This window comes from Sphingobium indicum BiD32 (assembly GCF_000382885.1).
GTDB lineage: Bacteria > Pseudomonadota > Alphaproteobacteria > Sphingomonadales > Sphingomonadaceae > Sphingobium > Sphingobium japonicum_C.
The window spans coordinates 15,293-39,826 of sequence record NZ_CAVK010000060.1; the positions used below are offsets into that span (position 1 = coordinate 15,293).

Sequence of the window (24,534 nt, forward strand, 5' to 3'; positions counted from 1 at the left end):
GGGGCCCACGTGAAGCACTTTATCTGGACCGGAGGAAATGTGAAAGACCGGAAGAGATCAGAACTCGAGAAGCTGCTGTCCGATCCAGCGACAAGTTTCTGGCTCAAGGCCGCGCTGCGTTCCGCGCTGACGCGAGACCCTCTGGATGCGGAGCGGGATGCCGGAACGCTTTACCTCGTGTTGCGCTGTCGGGCCGAACAGGCGCTGACGGGGGAAGTCACGCCGCTTCAGACTTGCCCTCATGTGCGGGGCAATGTGAGAGCTGATCGCAATGGGTGAAAAACTCCTGTTCGCTCACGAAGGAAAACCGCCAACTCGATCAGCTCTCGGGCTCTTGAAGCAACAAATGCGGGCTGATATTCAGACCCTTGGCTATTCTTTCAATGTTATCAATGGACACGTTGCGCTCGCCCCGTTCGATGCCGCCGAAATACGTCCTGTCCATCTCAATATCATATGCGAAATCCTGCTGGCTCAGCCCGCGCGCCTTCCGGCAGCGGCGAATATTGGCGGCCACAATCAGTCGCAGTTCTCCAGGATGGGTGCGTTTCACCCTTCATGTGTCGCCCGTAAGATGCTTATAAGGCGACGGGTTTTAAGCATCAATTCACCGCCTATGCTTTACGGTGGGTTGCAAGAAGACCAAGGAGTGATGCTTGCGTGAACAGTCATTTACCTGTGGGTCGACTGGCCGAGCGCCTTGAAGCCCTGTCACGAGAACAAGTCTGGTTGGCGATCGGCATCGTAACAGCGGGGATCGCTTTCGTCGACCGCGCATTGCCCGGTGTGGGGTTTGCTCCGGTTTACATGACCGTCATTTGCGCTGCCTGCTGGAGACTTGGGCCGCGTTCCGGCTATTTTGTCGCCGTCGTCGCGGCATTCCTCGCAGTTGTGCCCTCGCTGGAAGCCGCCCCGGACGCCTCCGCTACATTGCTGGCATTTCGCATTGGGGTCAGGATCGTAATGTTCATGTTCATCGCGGCAACCATCACCAGTTTTCGCTACTCCTATGACCGCGAGCTGTTTCATGCCCACCAGGACCGAATGACCGGGACGCTGAACAAGGAGGTCTTTCACCGACGGTCAGCCAAGGTGATCGAGGACGCGAAACATACGGACCAGGCGCTGCTTCTCATCATCCTCGACCTGGACGACTTCAAGGCTGTGAACAGCCGCGAAGGCCATCGCGCGGGAGACGAGGTTCTGCGCTCCTTCGCAAAAGGCGTGTCGTCGATCATGCGACGCGAAGACCTGGTAGGCCGGATCGGCGGTGACGAATTCGCCTTACTCGTTCGCGTGCCGTCGATGGCTGAAGGGCAAATTTTTGCGTTGGAGCTTCATAGGCGCCTCTCGGCGCTGCTTACTTCGTCCCCTCATCCGGTCACATGCAGCATGGGGGCACTGCTAGTTCCACCCGACAACGCCCGAAATGCCAGCGAACTGATGCATGCGGCCGATCTCGCGATGTACCGCGCCAAGCAGACCGGCAAAAATGCTGTCGAGATCGCCAAAGGCGGTGAGCCGCAGCCTAGCCCGCTGGCCGGCCGTCGCGGTCGGCGCAGACAGAGCCTTGCCTGAGATATGGTGCGCCTTGTGTGGTGAATCAGAAAGGAATTTCCTCGATCGCGCCTAGAAGCGCCAAGCCCGGACGATGAGACCATCGAGAACGGACGATTTCGATACGGAGCAACGCGCAATGCCATTGCGGAGGAATTCAAGCATGCCGTCCTCATTGCCACCTTCCGCGACGCCAGAATTGGGCGCGGGTGCTGCCACGCGTGCGCACGCCGCCGGAAAGGTACGCCGTATCTTCCACCGCCATATGCTGCGATTTGACGAGCGCGTTTGCCGGTATTTGCGTTTCCCGCCCGCCTATGATCTGCCAGACAACGAAACAGGCTCGAAGATGAGAGATTTTCTCGAGCGCCTCGCATCAGGGCGCGTCAGAGCCTATTATGAGAATGGATTGCAGGTTCCGCGCTCTCTGTTCCATTCGAGGATTGCCGTGCTTCTCCTCTCGCAGGAGGCTCGTACGCGCGCGATCGTTTCCACACCCTATTTCTTCTCGAGCCGTCTCGAAATTGTGGTGAAAAGCCGCGATCTCAAAGGCCCCTGGGGCGGTCTGTTTCGCGTTGGGTCGTGATCGGCATAGCGCCGGATCGAGATTTCGGGCGGCCGTTCAGATTGCAGGTGCGATCGATTCGCAACAACGCCGCTTTCAGGTTATGGGCGCGGCATGGCCGGAGAGGGATACTTGATTGCCAGGCAAGCGGATAGCCTGAGCTATTATGAGGAACGCGCTCGTCGGGAGGAAGCCGCGAGCAATCCGCAGATCGCTTCCGTGCATCGGCTACTGGCGATCGAATATGCAGCGGAGGCTCGCGAGCTGCGTAAACAATTGGCAAAAATCTGAGGGAAATTCGCCGGAGCACTGAGGAGCTAGCTCTGTCGGTTCCCAGGGTCGCCGCAAAATCCCGCTTTATCAACAGTTGATAAAATGCTATCCCGACGGCACAAGGAGACACCTCTGTGATCAGCGCCGATCTTGGGCAACAGCTCGAAAGTTTCATTACACGCCTTGTGGAAACAGGGCGCTATAACTCCAAGAGTGAGGTGCTCCGCGAAGGGGTGCGGCTCATTCAGGACCGGGAAACCCGGCTTGCGGCGCTGGACGCTTCGATCGCGCGCGGCCTGGCCGATGCAGACGCGGGCCGCACGACACCGGCGGAAGCCGTTTTCGATCAGCTTGAGGCAAAATATCGCGCGATGGGCGAATGATCGTCCATCTGTCGGCGGAAGCCGAGGAGGATCTTGAGCGCATCGCTGACTATATCGCACTGGACAACCCGGCGCGCGCGATCAGCTTCCTCCAAGAGCTACGCGGCAAATGTCTTGCGCTTGCCGATATGCCGGAACGCTTCCCGCTAGTGCCGCGCTACGAGGCATCGGGCGTGCGACGGCGCGGACATGGCAACTATCTGATTTTCTATCGCGTGGAGCCGGAGAAAGTCGTCATCGTCCATGTCCTTCATGGCGCTCAGGACTATAGCGCGATCCTTTTCCCGAACTGACAGCGCGAACATTCAGCCGCTGGCCACGAGAGTGCAGTGCCAGCTATCATATCAACCACGCACTCGCGAAAGAACGCGGGCGGCAACATTGCTCCGCACCGCAAGTTTTCTGCCGTACCGCAAGGCTGTAGTCGGCGAGCTCCAGCGCAGGGCTTGGGCAATGCCGGTGCCGTCCTCACCCGCCGCGAAAAGATCCTGGGTCAAGCCGACGCGCAGCGAATGGCTGGACAGGGCCTTCACCGCGTCGGTTAGCTTGCCTACGGGCAATGTCACCAGTCCCTGCTCATAAGCTGCATAAGCCACGCGGCGATAGATGCCGTTGACACCCTGCCGCGTCAGGGGCGCCGTCCCAATGGCATAGGTCGTTCGCGCCAGCGCGGTTTCAGGTTCCGTTTTCCGCGCGCGCCGCCGGTCGACCCCGACCCTGCGGAAAATCGGTCCGTCCTTGATGCCGCTTGCGTCCAGCCACGCGCCAACCCGCCGCATGGTATCGGCGGACAGCCATGCCCATGCGCCTTCCTGCTCCTGGTCAGTCTTGGAGAAGGGGATGAACAGCGTCGCGGAGCCATCCTCCTGCGGATCGATGTGCTTTTCTTCCACAACGGTGAGTTCGCTGACCCTGAGGCCAGCGTCATAGCCGAGTGAGAGCAGCGCGGCGTCGCGCAGGCCCTGAAGGTCGCCACCGCAGGCGTCGAGCATGGCGGCCAGGGTGAAGCCCTTCGCGGCATGGGGATCGAGCGCCTTGCCCAGCCGCAAGGGGGCTGCCTGTCGCTGGAGCGCACCTCTACGCCGGCGGACGGCCTTCAGTGCATCGCGGACCATCGGGGCGTCGGTCGGCGCGGCAGGCGAGGCCAAACCCATCAGCCGGTGGACCGATCCGAGGCTCGCGATGCGCCGCGCCAGCGTCGCTGGCTTTTTGCCCCTGGCGTCGAGCGCGTTCACATAACGCACCATATCTTCGGGATCGGCCGGCAGCGGTGTCCGGCCTTCCTCGCCGCACCAGTCGCGCCAGCAGTCGAGATCGGAGGCTATTGCCGCTTTCGATGCGTCAGCCATGGCCGCCAGCGCGGTTTCGAGCCCGAGCTGGCTGATCGGGGGCAGGTCGGCCGGCACAATGCCGCCGATCGTGCGCAAGAGCCGCATGTCGACAGTTTCGGCGTCCGCGTTCCGCGAGCGCGTTGGTAGCGCCGCATCGTCGGTCCTGACGACGATGATTTCCGCGTCGGGAAAGCTGGCGGGTTCTTCGGCCATTGCTTGTTACCGACCCACGCGCCGGGCTTTGCGATCATGCAGCACAACGCGCGGCACATCTGTGCCGCGTGGTCTCACCGACATCTGCGCGATCGTCATTTTGCCCCTTCCCTGCCGGTTTCTCGGCTATATACTTACCATAATGTCCGATTATGGTAAGTGCGAAAATCGCGCGGGGAGGGGGATTTTCTGCTATTTCGGCGTCAACGAAACTTGGTGCCGGAACTGTGAAATGGCTGTCGGGACAGCGCTAGACGGGGCTGAGCCCACAGCGGATCGTCAGGTCCATGACGTCTGGTCTTTTGGCAGGCGTCCGCTTGGATCGTAGACCGCGACCTTGTGCGGAAGGTCCGGCCCCCAGCGCCATAAGACCAGATTGTGATGGGAGGCAGGCGCACCAGGGGCGAAGCTCGGTACAAGGATGCCGCAGAAATCCTCCTTGCGAAGCTTATCGGCAACCAGCCAGGATGGTGCCTCCCGCCGGTCGCGCAGACATGTCATCCAACCGCAGGCGAGATCCGCTAGTTCGACACCGTGCTGCTTGCGCCCGTCCTCATCGCGGAGATCGGCGACCTCTGTGCAATCCACATCATATTCGCACATCGTCAGCGGCTGCAGCCGGTGGCTGAACCCCTGTGTGCATTCAGATACGGCCGTCATTATGTCCAACGCGAGGTACAGCGTCGGTTCGCCTTTGCGGTTGAAGCGCCCGCCCGTGATCGCCGCTCCTTCGCCCGAAACGGGTGAGAAGGACCAGACGGGATCGTGGCCGCGAAAACAGCGACCCTCGAATCTCAAGCGAAGCCGCCGAGCGCCAAATGGTCGAGATAGTCGCGCACGGCGCCAGCCTTGCCCGATTTCACCAGCGCCTCCGGTGTCCGTCCATCGAGCGCCGGGATCGGCTGCGAGCGATACCAGGCCATGGCCTGCGCCTCGCCACCTGCCCACTCCCGGATGCGGCTGATGATCTCGAGCATCTCTGTGACACGCGTCTGGGCACGGGGCGACGTCCGACGATCGGCTTTTGACACCGTCGCGGCTCCCAGACCCGCCGTTTCGGCGAGTTGGCCCTTCGACATGTGAAAGGCATCCGCGACCCGATCGACATCGACGATGCCGCCCGTATCCATGAACCGCATCACAAAGCTGCCGCTGCCCGCCAGGCTGAATTGGCCGGAGGCAAGGTGTCCAGTCCGACTCGAACGCCGTGTCCCGACCGTGCCTTTCACTGCCTTGGGGGAACCAGCCATGTCTATATCTCCGTCCGTATTCTGGACACAATATGGGACATCATGTAATTCGGATCAAGCGCAATACCACGCCCGGCCTTATCAACTTGAGCATATTTCAACCGAGCCGCGCTAGCCGATGGATAATATGATGAACGCCGGGGGATGAATGCACACGAGCGAGCCACCAGTCGAGACGATGGAAGATTGGCTCAAATCTTATCCTAGCGTGGAGGGCAACTATGGCCATCTGCTGCTGGAGCAAAAGATGGCGCTCGCCCCCGGACTGGTCGACGGCCTGCGCCCCTATTTCGAATCCGCTCATCTCGACGCTCGCGAACATTTCCATGCGCAGATAGCGATCGATCTGCATCCCGACGCCGACGCGCCGGGTGCACATGCCTGCTACCCCAATTGCCTGCCGCCGACCGCCCAGCACGGACTGTTCGGCGAGGTGATGGCGGGCCTGCTGACCGAAGTCTATCAGGAGAAGTTCGTCGGCGGCCACAGCTGGACGGTGCCGATCTTCCTGTTCCGCTACCATGCCGATGTCGAAAGCTACCTCTGGACCTTCGCCCGGGATGCCGATCGCGCGCGGCAGATCTTCGGACGCTTCGGCTCCGACTTCATCGGCCTCTCGCTGGGCGACGATGGCGAAATCGTCCGCCTGATCGCCGGGGAAGCGAAATGGCGCAACCGGCTGACACAATCGGCGGTCGATACGCTGATGCTCGGCGACTATGAGGATGAGGAGGACGAAGACGGCGAGCGGGTGCGGAATGGGCGCGGCGTCTGGTTCGAGATCAACCGCGACATGCCGGTTCCGCATGGTTTGCGCCAGTTGCAGCGCCTGCTCGAACTGCGCGCACCGGAGGACCACGCCGCCGCCATCCTGTCGATTGATCGCGCGATCGCGCTCGACGGACCGCCGCTGCCGCGCACGAACCTGGTCCTGATCTCCGGCAATGGCGCGCGCCGCCGCGAGAAAGGCGACCCGCTGATCCCCTGGGATGAATGTCCCGAGGAGTATACCGCTCCGCATGACCTTCAGGTCATCGAGTTGGTCCTCGACGGCGGTGCCGATCTGATCGAGCAGATTTACTCGAGCCTTTGGCGAGCGCGCCCAAATGCCTGAATTTGATCGCGAGCGGCTTGAAATCGCCGAGGGCCTTCGGCGTCAGCTCGCCATCGAGAATGAACTCTCGCGGCCCCAAGCGAGGGCCTTCGTCCGGTGTCTCCAGACAAGCTGGCAGGTCCAGACGATCCAGTGGACCGAGCGCGATTCCAACGGGCAGCTCTCCGATGCCCGCCGCCTGCTGCATGCCGCCCATGTCTTCCGCGAGATTGAAGGGCCTGGGTCCAGGCGCGCGATCGATTGCTACCGCCGCGCCGGTGAGATTCTCGAATGGCTGGCGCGCGCCGCCGACGATTCCCGAAGGCAGGTGCCAATCGAACTGCTCGCCGCCGGCGCTTACCAACTCGGCGGGCTGCCTGCGATGGCCGCGGGACTGATGGCGCAAATCCCACCCGAGCACGAGGGGGTCGCGCTATATGGCGCCTTCTTGCGCGCCGATTTCGACGGCGTGCTGCGGCGCGCGGCGAATTATTGGAGCGCCAATCCCGACCTGACGGAGCCCGCTGCCGGTCACCTCCTCGCTGCGGCCGAGGACCAAGAGGATATCGAACGGGTCGGCCGCTATTTCACGATCGAGCTGATCCGTAGCCTCGGCCTGATCGCCGACAGCCTGCGGCGAGGTGACGATGCCCGCCTCGCGCTGGCGACGGGCAAGCTCCAGGCGCTGGAGAAGATGGCGATGCGGATTCTCAGCGACGATGCCTCACTGATCATATCGCTGCTTTATCAAGTCGCCGAGAGCTACGGGAAGGCCAGCATCTACGGCGCAGTGCGCGCGCTCGCTGACCTGAACCCGGAACGGCAAGGTCGGCTGCTCGCTTATGCGCGCGATCAGTTCAGCCGGGGGCGCGGCATCCTGTGGACGTCGCAGCTCCAGGGCATCGATCGCCTGCGACAGGAATCATCCTTCGCGCTCTGCACGCCGACCGGATCGGGCAAGACCCTGATTGCCAACCTCGCCCTGGTGCGCGAGCTGCTGCTGCGAGAGGCCGACGGGCTCGCACCGCTCGCCATGTATCTCGTCCCGTCGCGCGCGCTGGCCGGCGAAGTGGAGGCCAAGCTCCGTTCCGAGCTCGGCAGCGACATGACGGTGACCGCTCTCTACGGTGGTGCGGATTGGGGGATCACCGATGCCTGGTTGACCGGCGACCAACCAACCGTGCTGATCGCGACGGTCGAGAAGGCCGACGCCCTGATGCGCTATCTCGTACCGATCCTGGCGGCGCGACTCCGGCTGATTATTGTCGATGAAGCCCATCAGGTCGTTCCCGAAGCCAATGAGAGCACCCGCGTCAGCTTTTCAGAGCACAGCAATCGCGCCATCCGGCTCGAGCAACTGGTCTCCCGTGTGCTGGTCCAGCGCCCCGATGTCGTCCGCATCGCGCTTACTGCCGTAGCGGGCGGCGCCGCGGGTCCGGTCGCCAAATGGATCGAGGGCCGCGCGGATGCGACCGCTGTCGGGGTGCGCTATCGCAGCACCCGCCAGGTGATCGGCGTGCTCGAGACCGCGCCCGGCGCGCAGGGGCGAATCCTCCTCGATATCATGAACGGCCGCACGCTTTACGTCCGCGGTCAGGAGCAGCCCGTCTATCTGCCGCTGCGGATGCCTCCGATGCCGGGCATCCCCGCACGTATGCGAGGCAGCCTCAATCGCTTTAACTCCCTTAGCGTGCTCTGGACCGCGCTCCATCTCGTCGAGGAAGATCAGCGCATTCTAATCTCGGTGGCTCAGGAGCCGGAGCAGACCATGCGCTGGTTCCAGGAAGCGCTGTTGCTTCCGGCCTGGGCGAATGCGCCCCAGTTCCGAGCGCCCGAGGGGTTCCTCCGGGAGCGTTTCGATGAAGCTCGCGCAGCCTGCCGTGATTATTGCGGCGAGGCTTCATTCGAGATGTTTTTGCTCGAACGCGGCATCGCTTCTAGCCACGGCCAGATGCCCCAGCGCCTGCGGCGGCTGATGACCGAGATGATCGAGCGGCGGATCTGTCCGATCACGGTCGCAACGGCGACACTGACCGAAGGCGTTAACCTGCCCTTCGATCTCATCTTCCTGACCTCGCTCAAGCGGCGATCCTGGGACCAGGTCGCCGAGCAACAGGTCGTCACGCCGTTGCCGACCTCCGAGATCCGCAACCTTGCCGGGCGCGCGGGTCGACCGGGCGCGGCCAAGGGCATCGAAGGCATGACGCTCATTGCCATCCCGACGCGCGAGGCGGCGACAGCACCCAAAACAATTCCTGTCCAGCGTCAGCAGCGTGCCGAACTCCAGCGGGACTATGACCGGATGCGCGAAGCCCTTCTGATCGAGGAGGCCGAGGCCGGCGAAGTGGAAAGTCCGCTGGCGCTACTGCTGTGGACGATCCGCGAGCGGGCCATTCGTGTCCTTGGTATTGAGCCCGATGATTTTCTCGACTGGCTCGAAAGCACCGTGCCGACCGAGATCAGCGATGACGCGGGGGAAGTTGCCGCCGATCGCAGGTCTCGCCTGGCGGACGCCGTAGACGAGCTGGATGGCATCCTGCTGACCGCTATCGAGGAAATCGCCAAGGCCGAAGTGCAGGACATGACGCCGGCGCGCGCGGAGGAGCATCTGGCGCGTCTCTGGAGCACGACCTTCAGCGCCGTCGCCGCCGAGCAGGAGGCTTGGCTCGAAGAGGCTTTCGTTCAGCGCGGTCGCGGCATCGTCGAGACCGTCTATCCCGATGCCGCCGAGCGTCGGCGCCTCTACCAATATGGCTTTACTCCGCTGGTCGGTCGGCGCTTCGAAGAGGTCGCGCCGCAAATTCGCAAGCTCATTGAAGAAGCCGACACCTACGGGGAAGCCGAGGCGACGGCGCGCATCGATGCCTTCGAGGCGATCGGTGAGCTGCTCGCCGCTGACCGCGGGTTCGGCTTTCGAGTGCGTGGCACCGACACGGACCAGGCGTTGCTCGAACGTTGGGCTGATGTGCTGGGATGGTGGATGGACGAACCCGACAGCCTCCATCCCGATGCCGACGCGCTGCGAGGGTGGCAGCGATTTGTTGCGGACAATCTGGAATTTCGCCTCGGCGTCGCGATTGGCGCGGTCGTCGCGCAAGCGTGGTCCGACGGCGCGGCAGATGCATTCGCAGTGCCGACGCTCGCCGAATGGAAGGATACCACCGGTATGCCCTGGTTCGGTTTCTGGGCGCGCGAACTGCTGCGCTGGGGTACACACGATCCTTTCGTCGCGTTCGCACTGTCCCAAGGCCTCGCGCAGACGCGCGAAGCCGCGGCGGGACGCCGCGAAGAATTTGAGGCGTGGCTTGACGACGAACTCGAGGAGGTTCTGTCCGAGGACCTGATCGACCCGCAGCATTTCTTGCGCTGGCAGCTCAGCCTCGGGCGCGACGTTCGCGACCTGTTCGAGGATCTCCCCGAATTGGTCGAGCTGACCGGCACAGATGGCCGTCGTCGCCGGTACAATGTCATTCCCGCTCGCCGCGACGGGCGCGTGGGCTGGATGGATCCTGCCGGGTTCGAATTGGCACAGTCCGATGACATCTTCGATGAGTTCGGCCCCGGCGCCATACGCAGCGATTACGAGCTGCGCACAGACGGGCTAGAAGCACACGTGCATCGTACTTTCATGGCCGGCAAGTACGGCCGTGGCTCCCCGCATAGCTCGATGTAGAAAATTCTGGAAACTTTCATAAATTGGAAGTATCAGGAATTTCATGTCATCGCTTGCGCAACAAGTCACGGCGGCGGGTCTGGCTGACCATATCCTCAGCGAGCGCCAGCTCGGCAATCTGCTGGGCGGCGGTGACGCCCGGCGCTATGGGCTGGTCAACCGCGCGCTCAAGGACGGCACGCTGCTTCGCGTGAAGCGCGGCACCTATCTGCTGGGCAAGCACTATCGGAGCGAAACCATCCATCCCTTCGCTATCGCGCAAGGTCTCGTGCCAGGCAGCTATGTCTCTTTTGAAAGCGCCCTCGCCCATCACGGCTGGATCCCTGAAGCGGTTTTCGTGACCGCAAGCGTGTCTCCCGGCCGCAAGACGCTCCGCTTTGAAACGACCGACTTCGGTGCGTTCAGCTTCCATCCGCTCGCCATCGCGGACTACCAGTTTCTGGCCGGCGTCGATCGCGTGCAGATGGGCAAGCTCACGGCCTTCGTCGCACAGCCGCTGCGCGCCTTGTTGGACCTCGTTGCCTTGCGCAAGGAGGAGTGGACCGGTTTCGACTGGCTGACCCAGGGCATGCGGATCGATGAGGAGATGCTCCTCGGAGTTCGGCGAAAGGATTTCACCAAGCTGAAGCCGGTCTACAAGCACAAGGCCGTAAACGGTTTCCTTGCTGCGCTCGAGATCGCCGTCATGGCCAGAAAGGGCCGCTCAGCAAATGATTGATATCATCCAGGAGAAACTGCGCCGCTACGATGCCGCCAATGCGCTCGAGGAAGAGAATGCGGTCAAGGAAATCCTCCAAGAGATCGCTCTCTACGCCCTCTGGCGCGGTGACTTCTTCGACGTCGCCCTCTTTCAGGGCGGCACGTCCCTGCGCATCCTCCACGGCCTGCCGCGTTTCTCAGAAGATCTCGACTTCCTGCTACGGGAGCCTGACCCGGGGTTCGACTGGACGCCCTACCTCAAGACGCTGATCGAGGTGTTCGGCCAGTTCGGGCTGAAGCTCGAAGCGCTGCCCAAGGCGAAGATGGACACGGCGATCCGCCAAGCGTTGATCAAGGATGATTCGATCGCGAGCCAGCTCGCCCTGTCCTTCGCTGGAACGGGCAAGCCGAAGACGATCCGCATCAAGCTCGAGATTGACGTCAACCCGCCCGAGGGCTCGGGCGAGACGTCGAGCTATCTGGATTTCCCGGCGGATCATGAGGTTAGACACCAGGATTTGCCGTCCAATTTCGCGCTCAAGATTCATGCGCTCCTATGCCGGGGCTTCCTCAAGGGCCGGGACTGGTTCGATTTCTCCTGGTATGTCGCCAAGGGGGTGGCGCCCAATCTTCCACTATTGCGTATGGCGCTCATCCAGGCCGGTCCATGGGCGGGCAATGAGGACATTGCCGCCGATATGCCATGGCTGACAGAAGCACTGGGGAGTGCGATCGCGAAGATCGACTGGAAGGCTGCGGCCGACGATGTACGGCGCTTCCTGCGCCCGACCGAACTCAAATCGGTCGACCTCTGGAGCGAGCGCTTCTTCCTTGCGAAACTCGACAGGCTGCCTCCGCCGCCGGGCGAAGTGGCTCACCCATGAAAGGGAAATTCGTCATCAAGGCGCTAGTCGATACGCTCTCGGCCACGGTGCCGCAGGAGCTTTTATGACCGCCGATCATTTGTCCGAACGTTTCGTCGAGATGCAGACGCTCACTTATGCACCGGCACTTGCCGAAATCCGCCGTGGCAAGAAAGTCACCCATTGGATGTGGTGGATTTTCCCGCAGCTCGCGGGCCTGGGGCAAAGCTCGACTTCACGGCAGTTCGCGCTTCAATCGTTGGATGAGGCGCAGGCTTATTTCAGTCATCCGGTCCTGGGACCACGGTATATCGAATGCGTCACAGCCTTACAGGACTTGGCAACCAATGATCCGATTGCCGTGTTCGACACGCTCGACGCGATGAAACTTCACTCGTCGCTGACATTATTTGAAGCCGCCACTGCTCATCCTCTGATCACGGCAGCGCTCAACCGCTGGTTCGGCGGAGCACGCGATCAGAAGACAGTGGAGCTTCTCAAGGCGAAGAGCCCACGACGCGTTCGCCCCAGCGAGACCAACGAACCCAAAGGCTAACGGCAAGGCTTCGTTAAACACGGAAGGCCGCAGCCGCTTAGGCCGGCTGCAGCACGGACGCGAGGAGCCGTTCGGCGCGGGCCGAACCATATTCCTTCACCGCGCGCGCGAGCCGGCCACGATCCATTTCCCCTGCCCTCGCCAGCGCACGGGGAAGGATTGCCGCCTTGTCTTCGGGCAGCCGGTCGATGTTATGCAGGAGGTCGACAAGCAGGACTTCCTTGGAAAGCCGCCGGGGCACCGCCGGCCGCATGCGGAAGTCGTACGTTCGTCCATCCAGTTTGAACCGGCCATGGCGCTTGCGATTATAGACCACGGGCTCATTGTGGAGTTGGGTCGTGCCTACGCCAAGCCCGTTGAATGCGTTTGGAGAGACCAGCAGGAACCGATCGTCGCCGAGAAATGTCTCGACAAGCTTTTCGGGCTTCGCGGGCGCGACACCGAACCGGGTCTTGCGTGGCGCCATATAGACGCCCGCCGACACCTTCTCGAGCCGCCCCTCATCGACAAGCTGGCGAACATGGCGATCGACCGCGTTCGACCAGCGCGCCAGATCCTTGCGGCGGTAAACCTGACCTGGACGCAGGTGGCGCTTGAGTTGCGCAAGGGCGGACATGCTTCCTGTTTCCATCCATCGCAGATATGCTTCCGGCCTGGAATTTGCAACTAATCTTATTAAAAATTCATGCAACCACCTCTAAGGCCCTACCGCGCTGCTGCCGTTCGAGGTTGACCGTGCGCACCGCGCACATAAGGTTTCCGCTGGTTTTCGCTGGTGGCGATGCTCGGGTGAAGCGCGGCGCGGACAGTGTCCGTTACCGTATAGACCGCATGGCGCTGAGCGCCGCGGTTCTCGTGGTCGACCCAACAGCCCTGGTAATGGCGCTTGATGAGCCCTGCCCGCACCAGTTCCGATACGGCGCGGCTGATCGCGGTCATGCCGGTCTCCCGGATGCGCTCCCCAATCTGGGCATCAACAAGACGCTCAGCCTCCTCCCGGTCATCCGGCAATTCCCCTTTGGCGTAGAGCGCCGCGCGGACTTTGTCGGCGGTCACCCGGCGGTGATGATAGCGCGCTCCGCTCGGCGCGATTGCCGCAGCCAGCCACTCCCGGATCGGCACCAACGCCTCGCCATCGCGAACGAGAGGGCCGGCCTGCCCGTTCGGCCGGGCGACACGGGCAATAAGGTCCAGCACCATGAAGGTATAGCGCGGCCGCGCGGAATGCTCCGCAATCGTGCGGACTATGTCCGGCATGCTTGTCGTTGGCTGGGAGGCCGGCGATGCGAAGAGGTCCTGCTGGAACATGGAACGAATCAAGCACAAAGCGGGACTCTTGTGAATCCCCCAATTGCTCATGAAGACCGGCGAACCATGCTTTTGCCACCTATGTCACTTTAGCTCAGCACCTCAGGGGTAAAGTGACATAGATGTCATTTGTCACTTCCTTAAAAAGCTGGTGTTTCGGGCACAATTCTCCATGAAGCGGGACGTTGCGACGCTTGTTGCGAAGGAAGCCACTTCCCGCTAGCCACGCTGCTTCACCGATCCTCTCTGCCTAGCCTGGAAGGCCAGCAAAGCATGACCGAAGCAACCGAACGCGACAGCACACTCATCACATTGACCGCCGACATCGTGGCCGCGCATGTCACAAACAACAGTGTTGCCGTGAGCGATCTGCCATCGCTGATCCAGAATGTGCACGATGCGCTCAACCGTCTCGGCAAGGCCGAGACGGTGCCGGAAGCGAAGCAGGAACCTGCGGTGTCGATCCGGGCTTCGGTCAAGCCCGACTACATCGTATGCTTGGAGGATGGCAAAAAGCTCAAGATGCTGAAGCGGCACCTGATGACGCACTATCAGCTCACGCCAGCCGAATATCGCACCAAGTGGAACCTGCCCTCCGACTACCCGATGGTAGCGCCCAACTATGCCGAAAAGCGCCGCGCGCTCGCCAAAAAGATCGGTCTCGGTCGCAAGCCGAAGGTAGCGGCTGCTCCAGCGGCCAGGACGAAAAAGGGGCCAGCGGCCGGCAATCCCACACAGGAACGCAGCCCAGGCGGGGCACCTCGCGCAAAGCGCTCTGTTCTCACACCAGCCTTTGCGCCGCCGAACGACGCCGACGCGGGCTAAACGCGGAAATCAGCCCGAAAAGGCGGGTCGGCGTCATGTCATGCGGCGGCGGCGCGGTCCGACATGTTCGGCAGACACCTCGAGATCGACAGCAAGCTGGGTAAGCGTACGGTGCGCGCCGAGGCGCTGGAGGCCATCCAGCCGCGTATCACGCTTGAGATTGTCTATGCGCGAGCGCACGAGCGAGGCGGCGACGCGAAGCGTGTGAGGATCGAGTTCGGTCATGGACCGTACTATAGCGCAATTGAACATACGATGCGATCATCTACGGAAGCATGTTCCAGAAAGAAAAACGCTTAAATTCAGCGTGGTAGACTTGAATATGGGATATGACAGCCTCGTCATCGGCGATATGGTCAATCACCAAGAGGGGGCGCTATGACCTTTGAACTTATCGACAAACTCGTAACGGAAGAAGGCTATGCCTTCCAGAGTTGGCGGGACCACTATGGAAAAGGTGTTTGGGCCGCGCTCGGATTTTGGCAGGACCATGTTGATATTGTGCGCGACCTGTCGTGGAACAGCGAGGATCAAATCGTCTTTCCAGCGATGAATTACGTCTTTTCCGCCAATTGGCTTCCTGTCGTGACGGGGCGAACCTTGACCGAAGCGGCGCAGAATCTGGAGGAGCGCCTAAGGCTCCTGCCTCAAGACCAGCTTACTGGCGATAGTGAATGGACGAAGGTGGTGTGCAAGGCCCTGCTGGACTTGCGTGAAGCCCATAGCGGGCTTTACCGTAATGGCGAACGTATAAAGTGGCCCGAACCGCTTGACGATCTCCCTGAAACTTTTGAGTTCGCCGTCGAATGGCTTGCCGCATCCGAACGCGCGTGGGTGGGAGAGCTTTAAGCAAAGCGAGACTACCTTGCGACAAGCGATCTGGCATCGCTGCTACTTCGGCGAGCGTGATTGATAGCTCGGCGGGCACTCCAAACGACCATAACGCGGGACAACTTGCCCCGCCTCCACCTGTTGGCAGGAGAGATCGCCATCCTCGTTCCAGCATTGCAGGACCGGCTGGCCGTAGCGGTCGGTGTCGAGTTGGCGGCACATGATGTTCCCCTTCGCAACCAGCGCGCGCAGATTGTCGCGGCTATCGTAGGGATCGCCCGGCACGCAGTTCCGGCCGGGCCGGCAGGCCCCCGGCATTTCGGGCGCGTCTATGCCGTAGAGCCGTGACCGCCCGAACGGCGCACACCGGATATAGTCGCCATTATAGATATAGGGCTGCACGCACGGAACCGCTTCGGCTCCCCGAGCTTCCAGCTTCTCAGTGCAGCCGCTCAAGGTAGCCGTCGCTACCATAAGGGTCGCGGCGAACCGAGACCGAAGGTCGCAAGAGCGAGCGCTTCGGCGGGACCAGGACATATAATCCTGGAGGGGACATGCCAGATTCAGTCGCGCGACATGCCTGAGGTGCGGACTTCCCCGACCGCTCACAGGTCGAGCCCCAATGTCCGCTCGGGCAGCGGCGGCAGGCTGTCGAGATCAATGGGATCAGGATCGGGCGCCCGAAGGTCGCTCCTCGGCTTCGCCTCCTTCCCCTGCCCTTCGGTTGCTGGCTTGTCACCCTTGGGATCATCTGGCGACCAGCCCGCAATCGGCGCCGCGAGATCGTCGAGCGGGATTTCGCCCGGATCGAAATCCACCGTCTCGCCCAACATGCCCGCCAGCATCTCGGCCGATTGCTCGCTTCGCCCATCAACGTCGATCTTCCCGGTCGTTTCCAGCGCGGACGTCTTGTTCCCCGGCGTGCGCTCGATCTGAGCTATGAGGCGATCCTTGTCATCGACGACAAGCGTCAGCGCATCGCGCACGCGGGTGACTGTGACGTTGAACAGCCGCTGGTTCGAGAGGAACCGCTCAAAAGACGACATCACCGCGATCGCCTTGTCGACGGTGATGCCCTGGGCCATGTGCATGTTCAGCGCGTAGGCAAGATCGAGGCGTGACAGCATCGGATCGCCATGAGGTAGCACAAGTTGCTCGCGAGACGCAGTTTCGACCGTCACGCCCGCCGCGTCGACCCCGATAATCTTCGCCAACGCGCTGTTGTCGAGCCCGCGCGCCTTGTCGTTCGCGGTCCAGCGGATTGCCTCCCCTTCGTGGATCGCTATCGATTTTGGCTCCGAGAGGCCGAGCCGGTCCTCGCTGACATGCGGCGACAGCTTTTGCGGGTCGATCCGGAACCGGCGTTTTCCGTCGGATAGCTCGATCTTCCCGTTCTTTTGAACCTCCACGACGTCATAAAGGCCCTTGCCGAGCCCGAGTTCGTCGGTCCGGAACATAACGTCGAGCTTGAGGCCAGCCCGCCAGTTTTGACTGTAGCGCAGCTCTTCGCGGGTGAGGTTCACGCGCTCGAATATCGTGAGCGCAAGACTGTCCTTGCCGAGCGTCCCCTCCGCGGTCAGCCCTTCCTGGATTCGCATATTGATATGCTCTCGCGCCTCGCGGCCGGATGCAAAGAGCGCCGTTCTTTCCCGTTCTTCGGGTGCCAGCTCCAGCCACATATCGGCTGCACGGTCGATATGGTCCTTATCCTCGATCACATTCTCGCGAAGGACCCTTATGGCCTCTCCCGATTGGCCGCGATCGGCGAGCGCTGCGACGACAGGCAGAATATCGCCCTGTTGGCGAAGATTCTCGTCCATTCGGGCGATGGTCACGCCCGCCGCCTGTACCAGTGCGAAGGCCTTACCCGCGTCTATCGAGGATATCTGCTGCCGGTCACCGATCAGGGCGAGCTTCTCCACGCCCAGCAGGTTGGCGATCCGCTCCAGCTTCAGCGTCTGCTCGCTGGACACCATGGAACTCTCATCGACAAGCAGAACGGTATTCCTGAGCACTTCACGCGCGGCCTCATATCGTGGCCCCTCCTGCCTGTGCAAAACATGCTGGTGGCGCAGGAGGAAGGAGGCGATCGTCTGGCTGGGAGCGCCGATGCCATCCTGAAGATCGCGCACCATCTTGGTCTGAAAGGCCAGCCCCAGGACATTGTACCCCTCGGCTCTCGCGATATTAGCCGCCGCGTGGGCCACCTCGACCACCGCTTGCAGCATCGTCGACTTGCCGGCTCCAGCGATACCCTGGACAGCGACAATGCGGTCGCGCGACGACACGATCATGGCGCCGGCCGCGAGCTGGCCGGCATTGAGCGTCACCGTCGAGGCTGCCTGCAAGCGCGCGGGCGCGTCGGCCGCGGCAATGATCGGTTCGACTTTCCCTTTGCCCTTCTCCATTTCGGAGATGATCGCTTCCTCGGTACGGATTGCTTCGGGCGTCGTTGCCATGGTGACGATCCCGTCATGACGATGCGACTTGCCCGGGATCAGGGCGCCCTTCTCCAGCAAATTCCCGATCCGGCCCTCGACATGGGTGATCGTCACGCCCTTGAGGCGCAAGTCGAGTGCGGTCTTCGCCAGCACGTTGAGTTCCCAGGCCGCCTCGCGCTGCGAGAGAATCCGGACCGCCGAGGCAACCGCAAGCTGCGCACGCGCCTCGACGGGCGATTGTGTCAGGCGCGCGAGGCCGCGGTCGACCAGGGGGTCGTTGGGGCGGAGGAAGTCGGCCACCATCCCGCGCGCGGAACGGATGGCCTCGCTGACCGCTTCATAGCCCCGCGCCATGATGCCACGGTCCGGATTGCGGGTTATGCGCTCGACCGCCGCCGCCATCAGGTCCTTGCCGTCGAATCCGACTGTCGCGGCCTTGTCGATCCACTCCCGGCCGAGCGCTTCGCGATCGCCCACGCTGAGCTTGGGATCGCGCGTGTTCTTGGTGATTTCTCGCAGACCCTCGGCGGTCCTGATGCCGAGCTCGAGCGCCTTGCCGAGAATGACCGCGCGGCGCTGGCTGAACAGCTCGAGCACCTCCTTGGCGACGCCGGCAATCTCGAAGGTGCCATGCTTTCCGGTCGAAGTGACTTCATAACCCAGCTTCTCAATCCGATCGCGAAAGAAGGCGTGGTAGATCGAACCGATCACGCTGTTGTTCTTCCAGAGCGCGCTGTTGTGGAGCGCCTGCCATTTGCCATCGGGCATCTTCGTCAGGTTCGCGATCACGGCATGGATATGGCCCTGCGGGTCGAGCGCGCGGCTCGTGTCGTGCTGGAATAGAGCATAGACGAGATTGCCGGTGCGGATCGGCACCTTGCGCCCGTCGATATCTTTGCGGCCCTCGGCGAGGTTCTTTTCGACCCAGCTCATCGTCGCCTTGACCGCCTCCATATGGGCCGCAAGGATACGCTTGTCGCCGGCAATATAGGCCATCACTGACGCGGATTTCGGCATCGAAAAGGTCATGTCGAGACCCGGCCTGCGGTTCTCGACCTGGCCGACCTTCTCACCATCTGGCAGCTCTCCGTTGAGGATCTTTTCAAAGCCCTCCTTGCCGACGTCGCCGGCAAGACCAAGGTCGGCACTGCCCTCGCCCGCCCAGCTGCTCGCCTCGGAGGATTCCTCCAGCGTGTAGTAGTTGTCCTTGGCGAAATAGCCGGCGGCGCCGCCAGCCGAGCGCACCGCCGCGATCGACAGCATCGCCTAGATCCCCATGTCCACATCGTCGCGATCGGCGGATCTGTCTGGACCATAATCCTCACGCAATTCGCGCAGCGTCTGGTCCTCGATCTCCGGTCCCCGCGTCCTGCCCGGCTCGGCGCGATCGCGCGACCGCTGGTCATTTTCCTCGCGCCCCTCCGGCTCTCCAGGCACCTGCCCTCGCCCGCGCGTACCGTTCGGCCCGGCAGCGCCCCGCCCTCCCGGCCGCGCGCGATCGAGGTCCGGATCGCCTCGTTCGCGCCCATCGTCCCGTCCCATCTCCTCTGGGGGAACGGACAGGATTGCTGCGGCGAGGTCACGTGCGACATTGGGCCGATCGACCTCTTCTATGACCTGGGCGGCGCCATCTCGGCCGCCCCCTTCCCCACCTTCTTCCTCGACCAGTTCACCCCCCCGCCGTCGGCGCGTCGGGGCAATGTTCTCGCGGATGAGAAAGCCCGGAGCGACTGTTGGGTAATCCCTCCATTCAAGCTTGATCCGTGCCGCCGGGAAGCCGTCCGGAAATTTGATGAAGCCATGCATGGACGGAAGGTTCGTGATGTCGTCGGCGATCACCAGCGGCTCGACCTGCTTGCGCGGAGTCAGCGTGGAAGCATCACGCGTCTGGTTGTATCCATAGCTGTACGCCTCATCCATCTGGCGCACTTCGCGGTTGCCGATGTAGCGCGCGCATTGCTCAGCCGTGTCGAGATCAGCAGTCGCCAGAATGAGCTTGGTGCGCGCGAGCGAAGCGAGATTCTTGGCGCCCTGCTCGCCGTAGACATCGATCAGCTTCTCGAAACTGTGCAGTCCAAGGACCATCGCGCCGCCGAAAGCGCGCGCCGTCTGCAAGCCGTTTTCGATCGCCGGTAACCGGTGCAAGGCTCCCAGCTCATCGAACATGAACCAGGTTCTCAGCCCCCGCGTCCGCGGCAGCGTCATGATGCGGGTAATGGCGATATCCATCCACAATGTGAGCAACGCACGGTTCATCGCAAGGTCGACATAGTGCGAAGTCACGAACAGGATCGAACCGGGCTTCTCAGGCCGGCAGATCCACTCACGGATGGAGAATTGCTCGCCCTCGTCGGGCAGGAAACGCAGCGCCTGCGCGTTGGTGTTGAACACGGCGCGGATCGATTCCGCCATGCGCGCTGCCTCGGGCGCGGTAAGCGGATCGGCGATCGTGTTCGCCAAAAAACGGTGCACGCGCTTCAGGTCCGCGGTCATCAGATTGTCGGCGAGATCCGCGTTGGTCGTCTGCCCGCGCCCCTGGAGTTTGATACACATTTCGATGAACAGCGTGCGCGCCGCCATCGCCCAGAAGGGTTCGGTTGATCCCCCATCCGAAGGGATCAACGCGGCGGCCGCGGCTGTGAATTCCGAGTGGGTCGAGCAGTCATTGAAGATCGACCAGGCCGGGCAACGCTGGTCCATCGGGTTGAGGATGATGTCGGTTTCAGGGTTATAGAAATTCTCGACATAGGTGCCGGTGAGATCGAAGATAACAGCACTATCCCGGCGTGCGCGCATCTGTGCGACCAGGCTCCGGAGTTCAGTCGTCTTGCCCGCGCCGGTGGTGCCGATAAGCATCGTATGCGACTGCTCAAGGCGGTGCGGATAGGGAATGCCGGCGAGGACATAGGGGTGATGAATGCCCGCCCGCTTACGTTCGACAAACGGCATTGCGCGCACCTGGGCGGGGGTCGATCTTGGCAATAGCGAGGCGGATTCCGCTTCAAACTCGCGCAGATTGTGGGCAACCACCTCGGCATGCAGAACCTCGCGCTCGACCAGCATTGCGCCGCGCTCATGACGTTCCTGTAGGATCGACTTGCCGCGCTTGCGCGAGATGTCGACGAACCATAGCGCAAGCGGAATAGTGGCGAGAAGCGATAGGAGGATCGCGCCCACCAGCCCGCGCATGGCCTTCGCCCAGGCGGCGATGACGGCCGGGACATCGGCGACCTGCGCCATCACGATCGCGCGGATCGAACCGTCGGGCAAAGTGACGTTGACCCGCTTCATCGGATCGAATTCCATGAAGTCCCAGAATAGCGAATAGAGCTTCATGCCGATGAGCTCGATCTCGTGTTCGCGCAGGGTGACAACGAGGATGAAGGAATATGCGGCGGCAAAGCAGAACAGCCAGACGATGAACGGGATTTTCGCGCCCGATGTCCACATCAACACCTCGTGTGTGAGGAGCTGGCTACCGCGCGTGAAGTTGCCGCTGTTGCGCTGGACGGTTCCGCGCGCGGAATGATGGCGCAGGTGAACGGGCTTGCCGCTGAAGCGAATATCAGCGCGCCGCATGATACTGCTCCACGCGCTTGTCGGTTTCGGCCAGGAGCTTTTCGCGCACATCGGGATATTGGTCGCGGATGATGACGTCGAGTGCCAGCTGAGCATATTCGATGGTGCGCGCCACGCGCCTTTGGCTGGCACCGGCGGACTCCGCTTCGGTTGCGAACAAGCGCAGCGCATGTCGGATCATGGCGGAGCGCGTCAGCCCGCTGCGGGCAGCCAGGCGGTCGATCCGATCACACAAGCTATGATCGAGCCGCAGGGTTATCTGGGGGTCGTTGTTGTTCATGCCAGCCTCTTCGCGCAGAGGCCGGTCGGGGCTGAGAAAGTGCCGCATATTATGCGACATTTCGGCCCGGAGCAATGGTTTTGCATCCCGGTGGACGCAGTGCGTTGCATTACATCGACGTTACTTCAAAATCGCAGAAATCCGCGCCATTCTTGGGCTACATCCCATTGTCGTGCATTTGCAGTGCAATGGGATACGGGAGTCCAGTCAGCTAAGACTATGATATTACTTGATCCCTATGCACCTTCAGGTGCGTTCGGTGTGCTTGATTGCTCCATGTTGTCGCTCGCGTCGTCGGGGGTGTGGGCTTGATCTATCCGCTGGAGCGTCTCCGGCTTTCGAGGTGGGCCATTCCGGGCCGTCAGGCCATTGATGCCCCAGCCGGAAAGCGCGGCGCTCCTGCGCCCGCGTCGGGCTTCTGACGGGGTAGCCGTCCGGTGACGGTTCCGGTCTTGGTCGAAGTCGGCTATAGGGGAAATCAGCAAACGCCATTTTGCACTATGGAGACATGCGACATGGCGAGAAAGAGCCTCAAGCCTTCGGAACAACTGCGCGCGCTGGCTGACGAAAGGGCGGCGCTGGAAGTGCGTGAAAAGGAGATGGTGACGCGCATTGCAAGCGAGTTCGGCGGTGCGCTGGTGTCGTCGGGTCTGGCCGATCTGAGCAAGGCGGAGTTTGCGAAGCTGGCGCAAAGAGTCGCAACGCTCGGCATTGCGGAAACCATGAAGCGGCTTGCCTGATCGGCGGTCTGCTGCATGAAAATAGGGGCGCATGGCGGCTACGCCATGCGCCCCTTATCCTGTGCGCTATCACTTATGGGGGGTGCGATCCCCTGCGTTTCAACAACGCGGGAACAGCAAAGCGACACCCCCGCGCGCGCCAACGCGGCCCGCAAAGCGGGCCGCAAAATTGTCCGCAACCCCTGCACCTGGGCGCGACATTTCCGGCGTGTCGCGACAATCCAGCGCCGCCCCTGGGCGGCGCTGCTGGCCGCTCAATCTACAGGATCGCGGACGGGCGCGACATATTGCGCCTGAAACTCGCGGACCTGCCGGGGGTTGCCGTCGCGGTCGGTCCATTGGCGGCGTTTCCAGTAACCGGCAAGGCAGACGCCAAGCCCCGCGCGAAGCGTGGCGGCAATGCGTTCGGCGGCGTCGGGCCGGTGCGGTGGAAGCCAATAGATCGCGGTGAACGTGTCGCCATTGTCTGCGATGCAACGCAAGCTCGCAATGGTGTCGCCGCTCGGTGTCGAGCGCATTTCGACGTCTTCGGATAGCCGCGCGTCGATGGTCGTTTTCGACCATTCGGCGCGGCGCTTGGCGTCGGCGTCTTTCTCGTCCCGCTCGCGCTTCGCGTCACGCGCGGCACGATCTTCGGGGGTCTGTTCGGCAAGGCGTTTGAAGTCGATCATGGTGGCGGCTCCTTGGGGGGAACGGGCGCGCGCGGCGGCGCGCGCCTGTAGGTCAGAGGTCAAAACCCTGATCGCGATAGAGGGCGAGCCAAACGCTATCGGTCCAGCCTTCGCCCGCGCGTTGCTCGATCAGTAGCGGGCATTCGTCGCCTAGAAGTTCCTTGAGGGTTTCGGCGCTTTCGGGAGTGAGTTCATACATGGTTCGGGTTCCTTCGCGGCGCGCGCGGCGGCGCATGGCGCTGGTCGGCGGCGCGCTTCATGTGAGTGATGGGGGGAAGGCCCGGCGCTCGTGCGCGCGGGCTTTCCGGGTCATGCCAGCTTGCGGCGCTGTTCCTCTGCGCGCAGCGCGGCAAGGTCGCTCGGGCCGGTGCCGTTGTTCTGTTCGGCAAGGCGGAAAATGTGGAGCGGAACGTCTCTGGCGCGCAACAGGCGGGCAAGATCTTCCTGCACTTTGGATTGCTGGAAAATCATGGCTTCGACGATTTCGTCCAGCCGGTTCCATACCTCATTGCGGCGATAGGCTGCGCGGTAGTCGTTGCTCCCGCGCTTGTTGAGGGAAAAGCCGACTATCGGAACGCCCCGTTCATGCGCCCAGCATGTGCTGATCTGCTCGGCGCCCTTGAAGCGTTTGCCGGTGAACAAGATCATGTGCGGGATGCGCGCGCGCACCATGTCCAGCCGACGAAAGATCATGTCTGCATCTTCCCAGTCGCCGCCGCCGGAAACGAGAACGGCAGGACGCGCAGGATAGTGTTTCGCGTTGTGCTCGGCTTCGCGGGCTTTGAGATAGTCGAAACCTTCAATCTGCGAGGCGGTAAGGCCGGTTCCGGTGCGACTGCCCTTGATGGTATTGAACGGCTTGCCGGTTTCGACGAAATAGACGTTGGCGGCATGGTTGCACATTGTTTCCAAAGCCGCGCGGGCTTCCGCAAGCGACTGGCAACGCTGTTGCAGTTCTTCCATGCGGGATTGATAGACTTCGGACGGGTCGAACACGCGGACCATTTCGCCAAGTTCGGCGGCGGCATCGTCTTCCTGCCGCTTGCTGCGCTTGGCGACATAATAGAGGCTGTTGACGATACCCCATGCAATCGGCTGGCCGAAAGATTCCATGCGGGTTCCCGCTAACAGGCGGAAGATTTGCGCGGTCAAATCCTCGACGCAACCGCGCGCAAGTTCGGGGTCGGGCATCGGGTCGCGGGTGGGGTCGTCGATGATCGAAAGCCGGGATTCGGCAATGGTTTCGGTGAAGCTGGCGGGAAAGTCCCCCGCGCTGGTCATGGCGGCATAGGCTTCCGCAAAGTCTGCGAACCTGCTAACCCGCCCCTTGTTCGTGTGGGCCATGTTTCAAACTCCATTTGGGATGGCGTGCGCGGATCGGGCCGGAGCGTTCCCGCGCCCCG

29 protein-coding genes are annotated in these 24,534 nt (G+C 62.2%); 15 read left to right on the forward strand and 14 right to left on the reverse strand.

The genetic code is table 11. The features are described 5' to 3' along the window. The first annotated feature begins 9 nt into the window (after window positions 1–9). A complete protein-coding gene (locus EBBID32_RS23475) occupies window positions 10–279 on the forward strand; it encodes a hypothetical protein (RefSeq protein ID WP_081628045.1) in 270 nt (89 codons plus the stop codon). Between the two features lie 40 nt (window positions 280–319). On the opposite strand, the gene EBBID32_RS06135 is transcribed toward EBBID32_RS23475, so the two are convergent. Continuing rightward, window positions 320–553: a helix-turn-helix domain-containing protein gene (locus tag EBBID32_RS06135; RefSeq protein ID WP_037489129.1), complete on the reverse strand. Its 234-nt coding sequence runs from the start codon at window positions 551–553 to the stop codon at window positions 320–322. A 107-nt stretch (window positions 554–660) separates the two neighbouring features. Between EBBID32_RS06135 and EBBID32_RS06140 the strand changes: the two genes are divergently transcribed. The 5 genes from EBBID32_RS06140 to EBBID32_RS06155 all read left to right on the forward strand — a co-directional run bounded on the left by EBBID32_RS06140 (window position 661) and on the right by EBBID32_RS06155 (window position 3,071). After that, window positions 661–1,578, forward strand: coding sequence for a GGDEF domain-containing protein (locus EBBID32_RS06140; protein WP_037489130.1), 918 nt, complete (start codon window positions 661–663; stop codon window positions 1,576–1,578). 142 nt (window positions 1,579–1,720) lie between these two features. Next, window positions 1,721–2,143, forward strand: coding sequence for a hypothetical protein (locus EBBID32_RS06145; RefSeq protein ID WP_156022478.1), 423 nt, complete (start codon window positions 1,721–1,723; stop codon window positions 2,141–2,143). Window positions 2,144–2,236: 93 nt separating this feature from the next. Continuing rightward, window positions 2,237–2,413 (forward strand): hypothetical protein, encoded by a 177-nt coding sequence (locus EBBID32_RS24465; protein ID WP_196805600.1) that lies wholly within the window; start codon window positions 2,237–2,239, stop codon window positions 2,411–2,413. Window positions 2,414–2,529: 116 nt separating this feature from the next. Beyond that, window positions 2,530–2,778 carry a type II toxin-antitoxin system ParD family antitoxin gene (locus EBBID32_RS06150; RefSeq protein WP_006952557.1) on the forward strand — a complete coding sequence of 83 codons (249 nt, stop codon included), beginning with the start codon at window positions 2,530–2,532 and terminating at the stop codon, window positions 2,776–2,778. Continuing rightward, on the forward strand, window positions 2,775–3,071 hold the full coding sequence (locus tag EBBID32_RS06155) for a type II toxin-antitoxin system RelE/ParE family toxin (RefSeq protein ID WP_006952558.1): 297 nt from the start codon (window positions 2,775–2,777) through the stop codon (window positions 3,069–3,071). Before EBBID32_RS06150 ends, EBBID32_RS06155 begins: the two co-directional genes overlap by 4 nt. A gap of 51 nt (window positions 3,072–3,122) precedes the next feature. Here EBBID32_RS06155 and EBBID32_RS06160 read toward each other — a convergent pair whose 3' ends face one another. The 3 genes from EBBID32_RS06160 to EBBID32_RS24785 form a co-directional block, all read right to left on the reverse strand. After that, the gene (locus EBBID32_RS06160) at window positions 3,123–4,322 is read right to left on the reverse strand and encodes a tyrosine-type recombinase/integrase (RefSeq protein WP_006952559.1); all 1,200 of its coding nucleotides are present in this window, start codon (window positions 4,320–4,322) and stop codon (window positions 3,123–3,125) included. 279 nt (window positions 4,323–4,601) lie between these two features. Continuing rightward, window positions 4,602–5,120 (reverse strand): RES family NAD+ phosphorylase, encoded by a 519-nt coding sequence (locus EBBID32_RS06165; protein WP_037489136.1) that lies wholly within the window; start codon window positions 5,118–5,120, stop codon window positions 4,602–4,604. Continuing rightward, complete coding sequence (locus EBBID32_RS24785) at window positions 5,117–5,572, reverse strand: antitoxin Xre/MbcA/ParS toxin-binding domain-containing protein (protein WP_006952575.1); 456 nt, start codon at window positions 5,570–5,572, stop codon at window positions 5,117–5,119. The genes EBBID32_RS06165 and EBBID32_RS24785 overlap by 4 nt, the downstream gene beginning before the upstream one ends. Before the next feature lie 148 nt (window positions 5,573–5,720). Here EBBID32_RS24785 and EBBID32_RS06175 point away from each other — a divergent pair, with 148 nt between their 5' ends. The 5 genes from EBBID32_RS06175 to EBBID32_RS06195 all read left to right on the forward strand — a co-directional run bounded on the left by EBBID32_RS06175 (window position 5,721) and on the right by EBBID32_RS06195 (window position 12,456). Next, window positions 5,721–6,686 carry a hypothetical protein gene (locus EBBID32_RS06175; RefSeq protein ID WP_006952576.1) on the forward strand — a complete coding sequence of 322 codons (966 nt, stop codon included), beginning with the start codon at window positions 5,721–5,723 and terminating at the stop codon, window positions 6,684–6,686. After that, entirely contained in the window at window positions 6,679–10,338 is a 3,660-nt protein-coding gene (locus EBBID32_RS06180; protein WP_006952578.1) for a DEAD/DEAH box helicase, read from the forward strand. The genes EBBID32_RS06175 and EBBID32_RS06180 overlap by 8 nt, the downstream gene beginning before the upstream one ends. 43 nt (window positions 10,339–10,381) lie before the next feature. After that, complete coding sequence (locus tag EBBID32_RS06185; RefSeq protein WP_006952585.1) at window positions 10,382–11,056, forward strand: type IV toxin-antitoxin system AbiEi family antitoxin domain-containing protein; 675 nt, start codon at window positions 10,382–10,384, stop codon at window positions 11,054–11,056. Beyond that, a complete protein-coding gene (locus EBBID32_RS06190; protein WP_006952586.1) occupies window positions 11,049–11,921 on the forward strand; it encodes a nucleotidyl transferase AbiEii/AbiGii toxin family protein in 873 nt (290 codons plus the stop codon). Before EBBID32_RS06185 ends, EBBID32_RS06190 begins: the two co-directional genes overlap by 8 nt. Before the next feature lie 64 nt (window positions 11,922–11,985). After that, the gene (locus EBBID32_RS06195) at window positions 11,986–12,456 is read left to right on the forward strand and encodes a DUF1810 domain-containing protein (protein WP_006952587.1); all 471 of its coding nucleotides are present in this window, start codon (window positions 11,986–11,988) and stop codon (window positions 12,454–12,456) included. Window positions 12,457–12,493: 37 nt separating this feature from the next. Here EBBID32_RS06195 and EBBID32_RS24790 read toward each other — a convergent pair whose 3' ends face one another. Together EBBID32_RS24790 and EBBID32_RS06205 are read right to left on the reverse strand one after the other, a co-directional pair. Next, window positions 12,494–13,072 (reverse strand): hypothetical protein, encoded by a 579-nt coding sequence (locus tag EBBID32_RS24790; protein ID WP_006952588.1) that lies wholly within the window; start codon window positions 13,070–13,072, stop codon window positions 12,494–12,496. An 89-nt stretch (window positions 13,073–13,161) separates the two neighbouring features. Further along, window positions 13,162–13,764 carry a hypothetical protein gene (locus EBBID32_RS06205; RefSeq protein ID WP_037489141.1) on the reverse strand — a complete coding sequence of 201 codons (603 nt, stop codon included), beginning with the start codon at window positions 13,762–13,764 and terminating at the stop codon, window positions 13,162–13,164. A gap of 273 nt (window positions 13,765–14,037) precedes the next feature. Between EBBID32_RS06205 and EBBID32_RS06210 the strand changes: the two genes are divergently transcribed. Beyond that, a complete protein-coding gene (locus EBBID32_RS06210; protein ID WP_006952592.1) occupies window positions 14,038–14,589 on the forward strand; it encodes a MucR family transcriptional regulator in 552 nt (183 codons plus the stop codon). Between the two features lie 33 nt (window positions 14,590–14,622). Here EBBID32_RS06210 and EBBID32_RS06215 read toward each other — a convergent pair whose 3' ends face one another. After that, window positions 14,623–14,814: a hypothetical protein gene (locus EBBID32_RS06215; RefSeq protein ID WP_006952594.1), complete on the reverse strand. Its 192-nt coding sequence runs from the start codon at window positions 14,812–14,814 to the stop codon at window positions 14,623–14,625. A gap of 153 nt (window positions 14,815–14,967) precedes the next feature. Here EBBID32_RS06215 and EBBID32_RS06220 point away from each other — a divergent pair, with 153 nt between their 5' ends. Further along, complete coding sequence (locus tag EBBID32_RS06220) at window positions 14,968–15,438, forward strand: hypothetical protein (protein ID WP_006952599.1); 471 nt, start codon at window positions 14,968–14,970, stop codon at window positions 15,436–15,438. Window positions 15,439–15,480: 42 nt separating this feature from the next. Here the strand turns inward: EBBID32_RS06220 and EBBID32_RS06225 are convergent, their stop codons facing one another. From EBBID32_RS06225 to EBBID32_RS06235, 3 genes are all read right to left on the reverse strand, one after another. After that, a complete protein-coding gene (locus tag EBBID32_RS06225) occupies window positions 15,481–15,876 on the reverse strand; it encodes a thermonuclease family protein (protein ID WP_231382116.1) in 396 nt (131 codons plus the stop codon). Window positions 15,877–16,025: 149 nt separating this feature from the next. Beyond that, complete coding sequence (gene mobF, locus EBBID32_RS06230) at window positions 16,026–19,124, reverse strand: MobF family relaxase (RefSeq protein WP_006952603.1); 3,099 nt, start codon at window positions 19,122–19,124, stop codon at window positions 16,026–16,028. A gap of 3 nt (window positions 19,125–19,127) precedes the next feature. After that, window positions 19,128–21,101 carry a type IV secretion system DNA-binding domain-containing protein gene (locus tag EBBID32_RS06235; RefSeq protein ID WP_231382117.1) on the reverse strand — a complete coding sequence of 658 codons (1,974 nt, stop codon included), beginning with the start codon at window positions 21,099–21,101 and terminating at the stop codon, window positions 19,128–19,130. Between the two features lie 139 nt (window positions 21,102–21,240). Between EBBID32_RS06235 and EBBID32_RS24795 the strand changes: the two genes are divergently transcribed. Further along, window positions 21,241–21,390 (forward strand): hypothetical protein, encoded by a 150-nt coding sequence (locus tag EBBID32_RS24795; RefSeq protein WP_231382118.1) that lies wholly within the window; start codon window positions 21,241–21,243, stop codon window positions 21,388–21,390. Between the two features lie 36 nt (window positions 21,391–21,426). Here EBBID32_RS24795 and EBBID32_RS06240 read toward each other — a convergent pair whose 3' ends face one another. Next, window positions 21,427–21,720, reverse strand: a complete 294-nt coding sequence (locus EBBID32_RS06240) for a CopG family transcriptional regulator (RefSeq protein ID WP_037489186.1) — start codon at window positions 21,718–21,720, stop codon at window positions 21,427–21,429. Between the two features lie 515 nt (window positions 21,721–22,235). Here EBBID32_RS06240 and EBBID32_RS06245 point away from each other — a divergent pair. Next, on the forward strand, window positions 22,236–22,460 hold the full coding sequence (locus EBBID32_RS06245; RefSeq protein ID WP_006952608.1) for a DUF6437 family protein: 225 nt from the start codon (window positions 22,236–22,238) through the stop codon (window positions 22,458–22,460). Window positions 22,461–22,714: 254 nt separating this feature from the next. Here the strand turns inward: EBBID32_RS06245 and EBBID32_RS06250 are convergent, their stop codons facing one another. The 3 genes from EBBID32_RS06250 to EBBID32_RS06255 all read right to left on the reverse strand — a co-directional run bounded on the left by EBBID32_RS06250 (window position 22,715) and on the right by EBBID32_RS06255 (window position 24,475). Further along, on the reverse strand, window positions 22,715–23,131 hold the full coding sequence (locus tag EBBID32_RS06250; RefSeq protein ID WP_006952609.1) for a single-stranded DNA-binding protein: 417 nt from the start codon (window positions 23,129–23,131) through the stop codon (window positions 22,715–22,717). 52 nt (window positions 23,132–23,183) lie between these two features. After that, on the reverse strand, window positions 23,184–23,330 hold the full coding sequence (locus EBBID32_RS24000) for a hypothetical protein (RefSeq protein WP_006952610.1): 147 nt from the start codon (window positions 23,328–23,330) through the stop codon (window positions 23,184–23,186). A 110-nt stretch (window positions 23,331–23,440) separates the two neighbouring features. Continuing rightward, a complete protein-coding gene (locus EBBID32_RS06255) occupies window positions 23,441–24,475 on the reverse strand; it encodes a DUF2493 domain-containing protein (protein ID WP_006952611.1) in 1,035 nt (344 codons plus the stop codon). Between the last annotated feature and the right edge of the window lie 59 nt (window positions 24,476–24,534).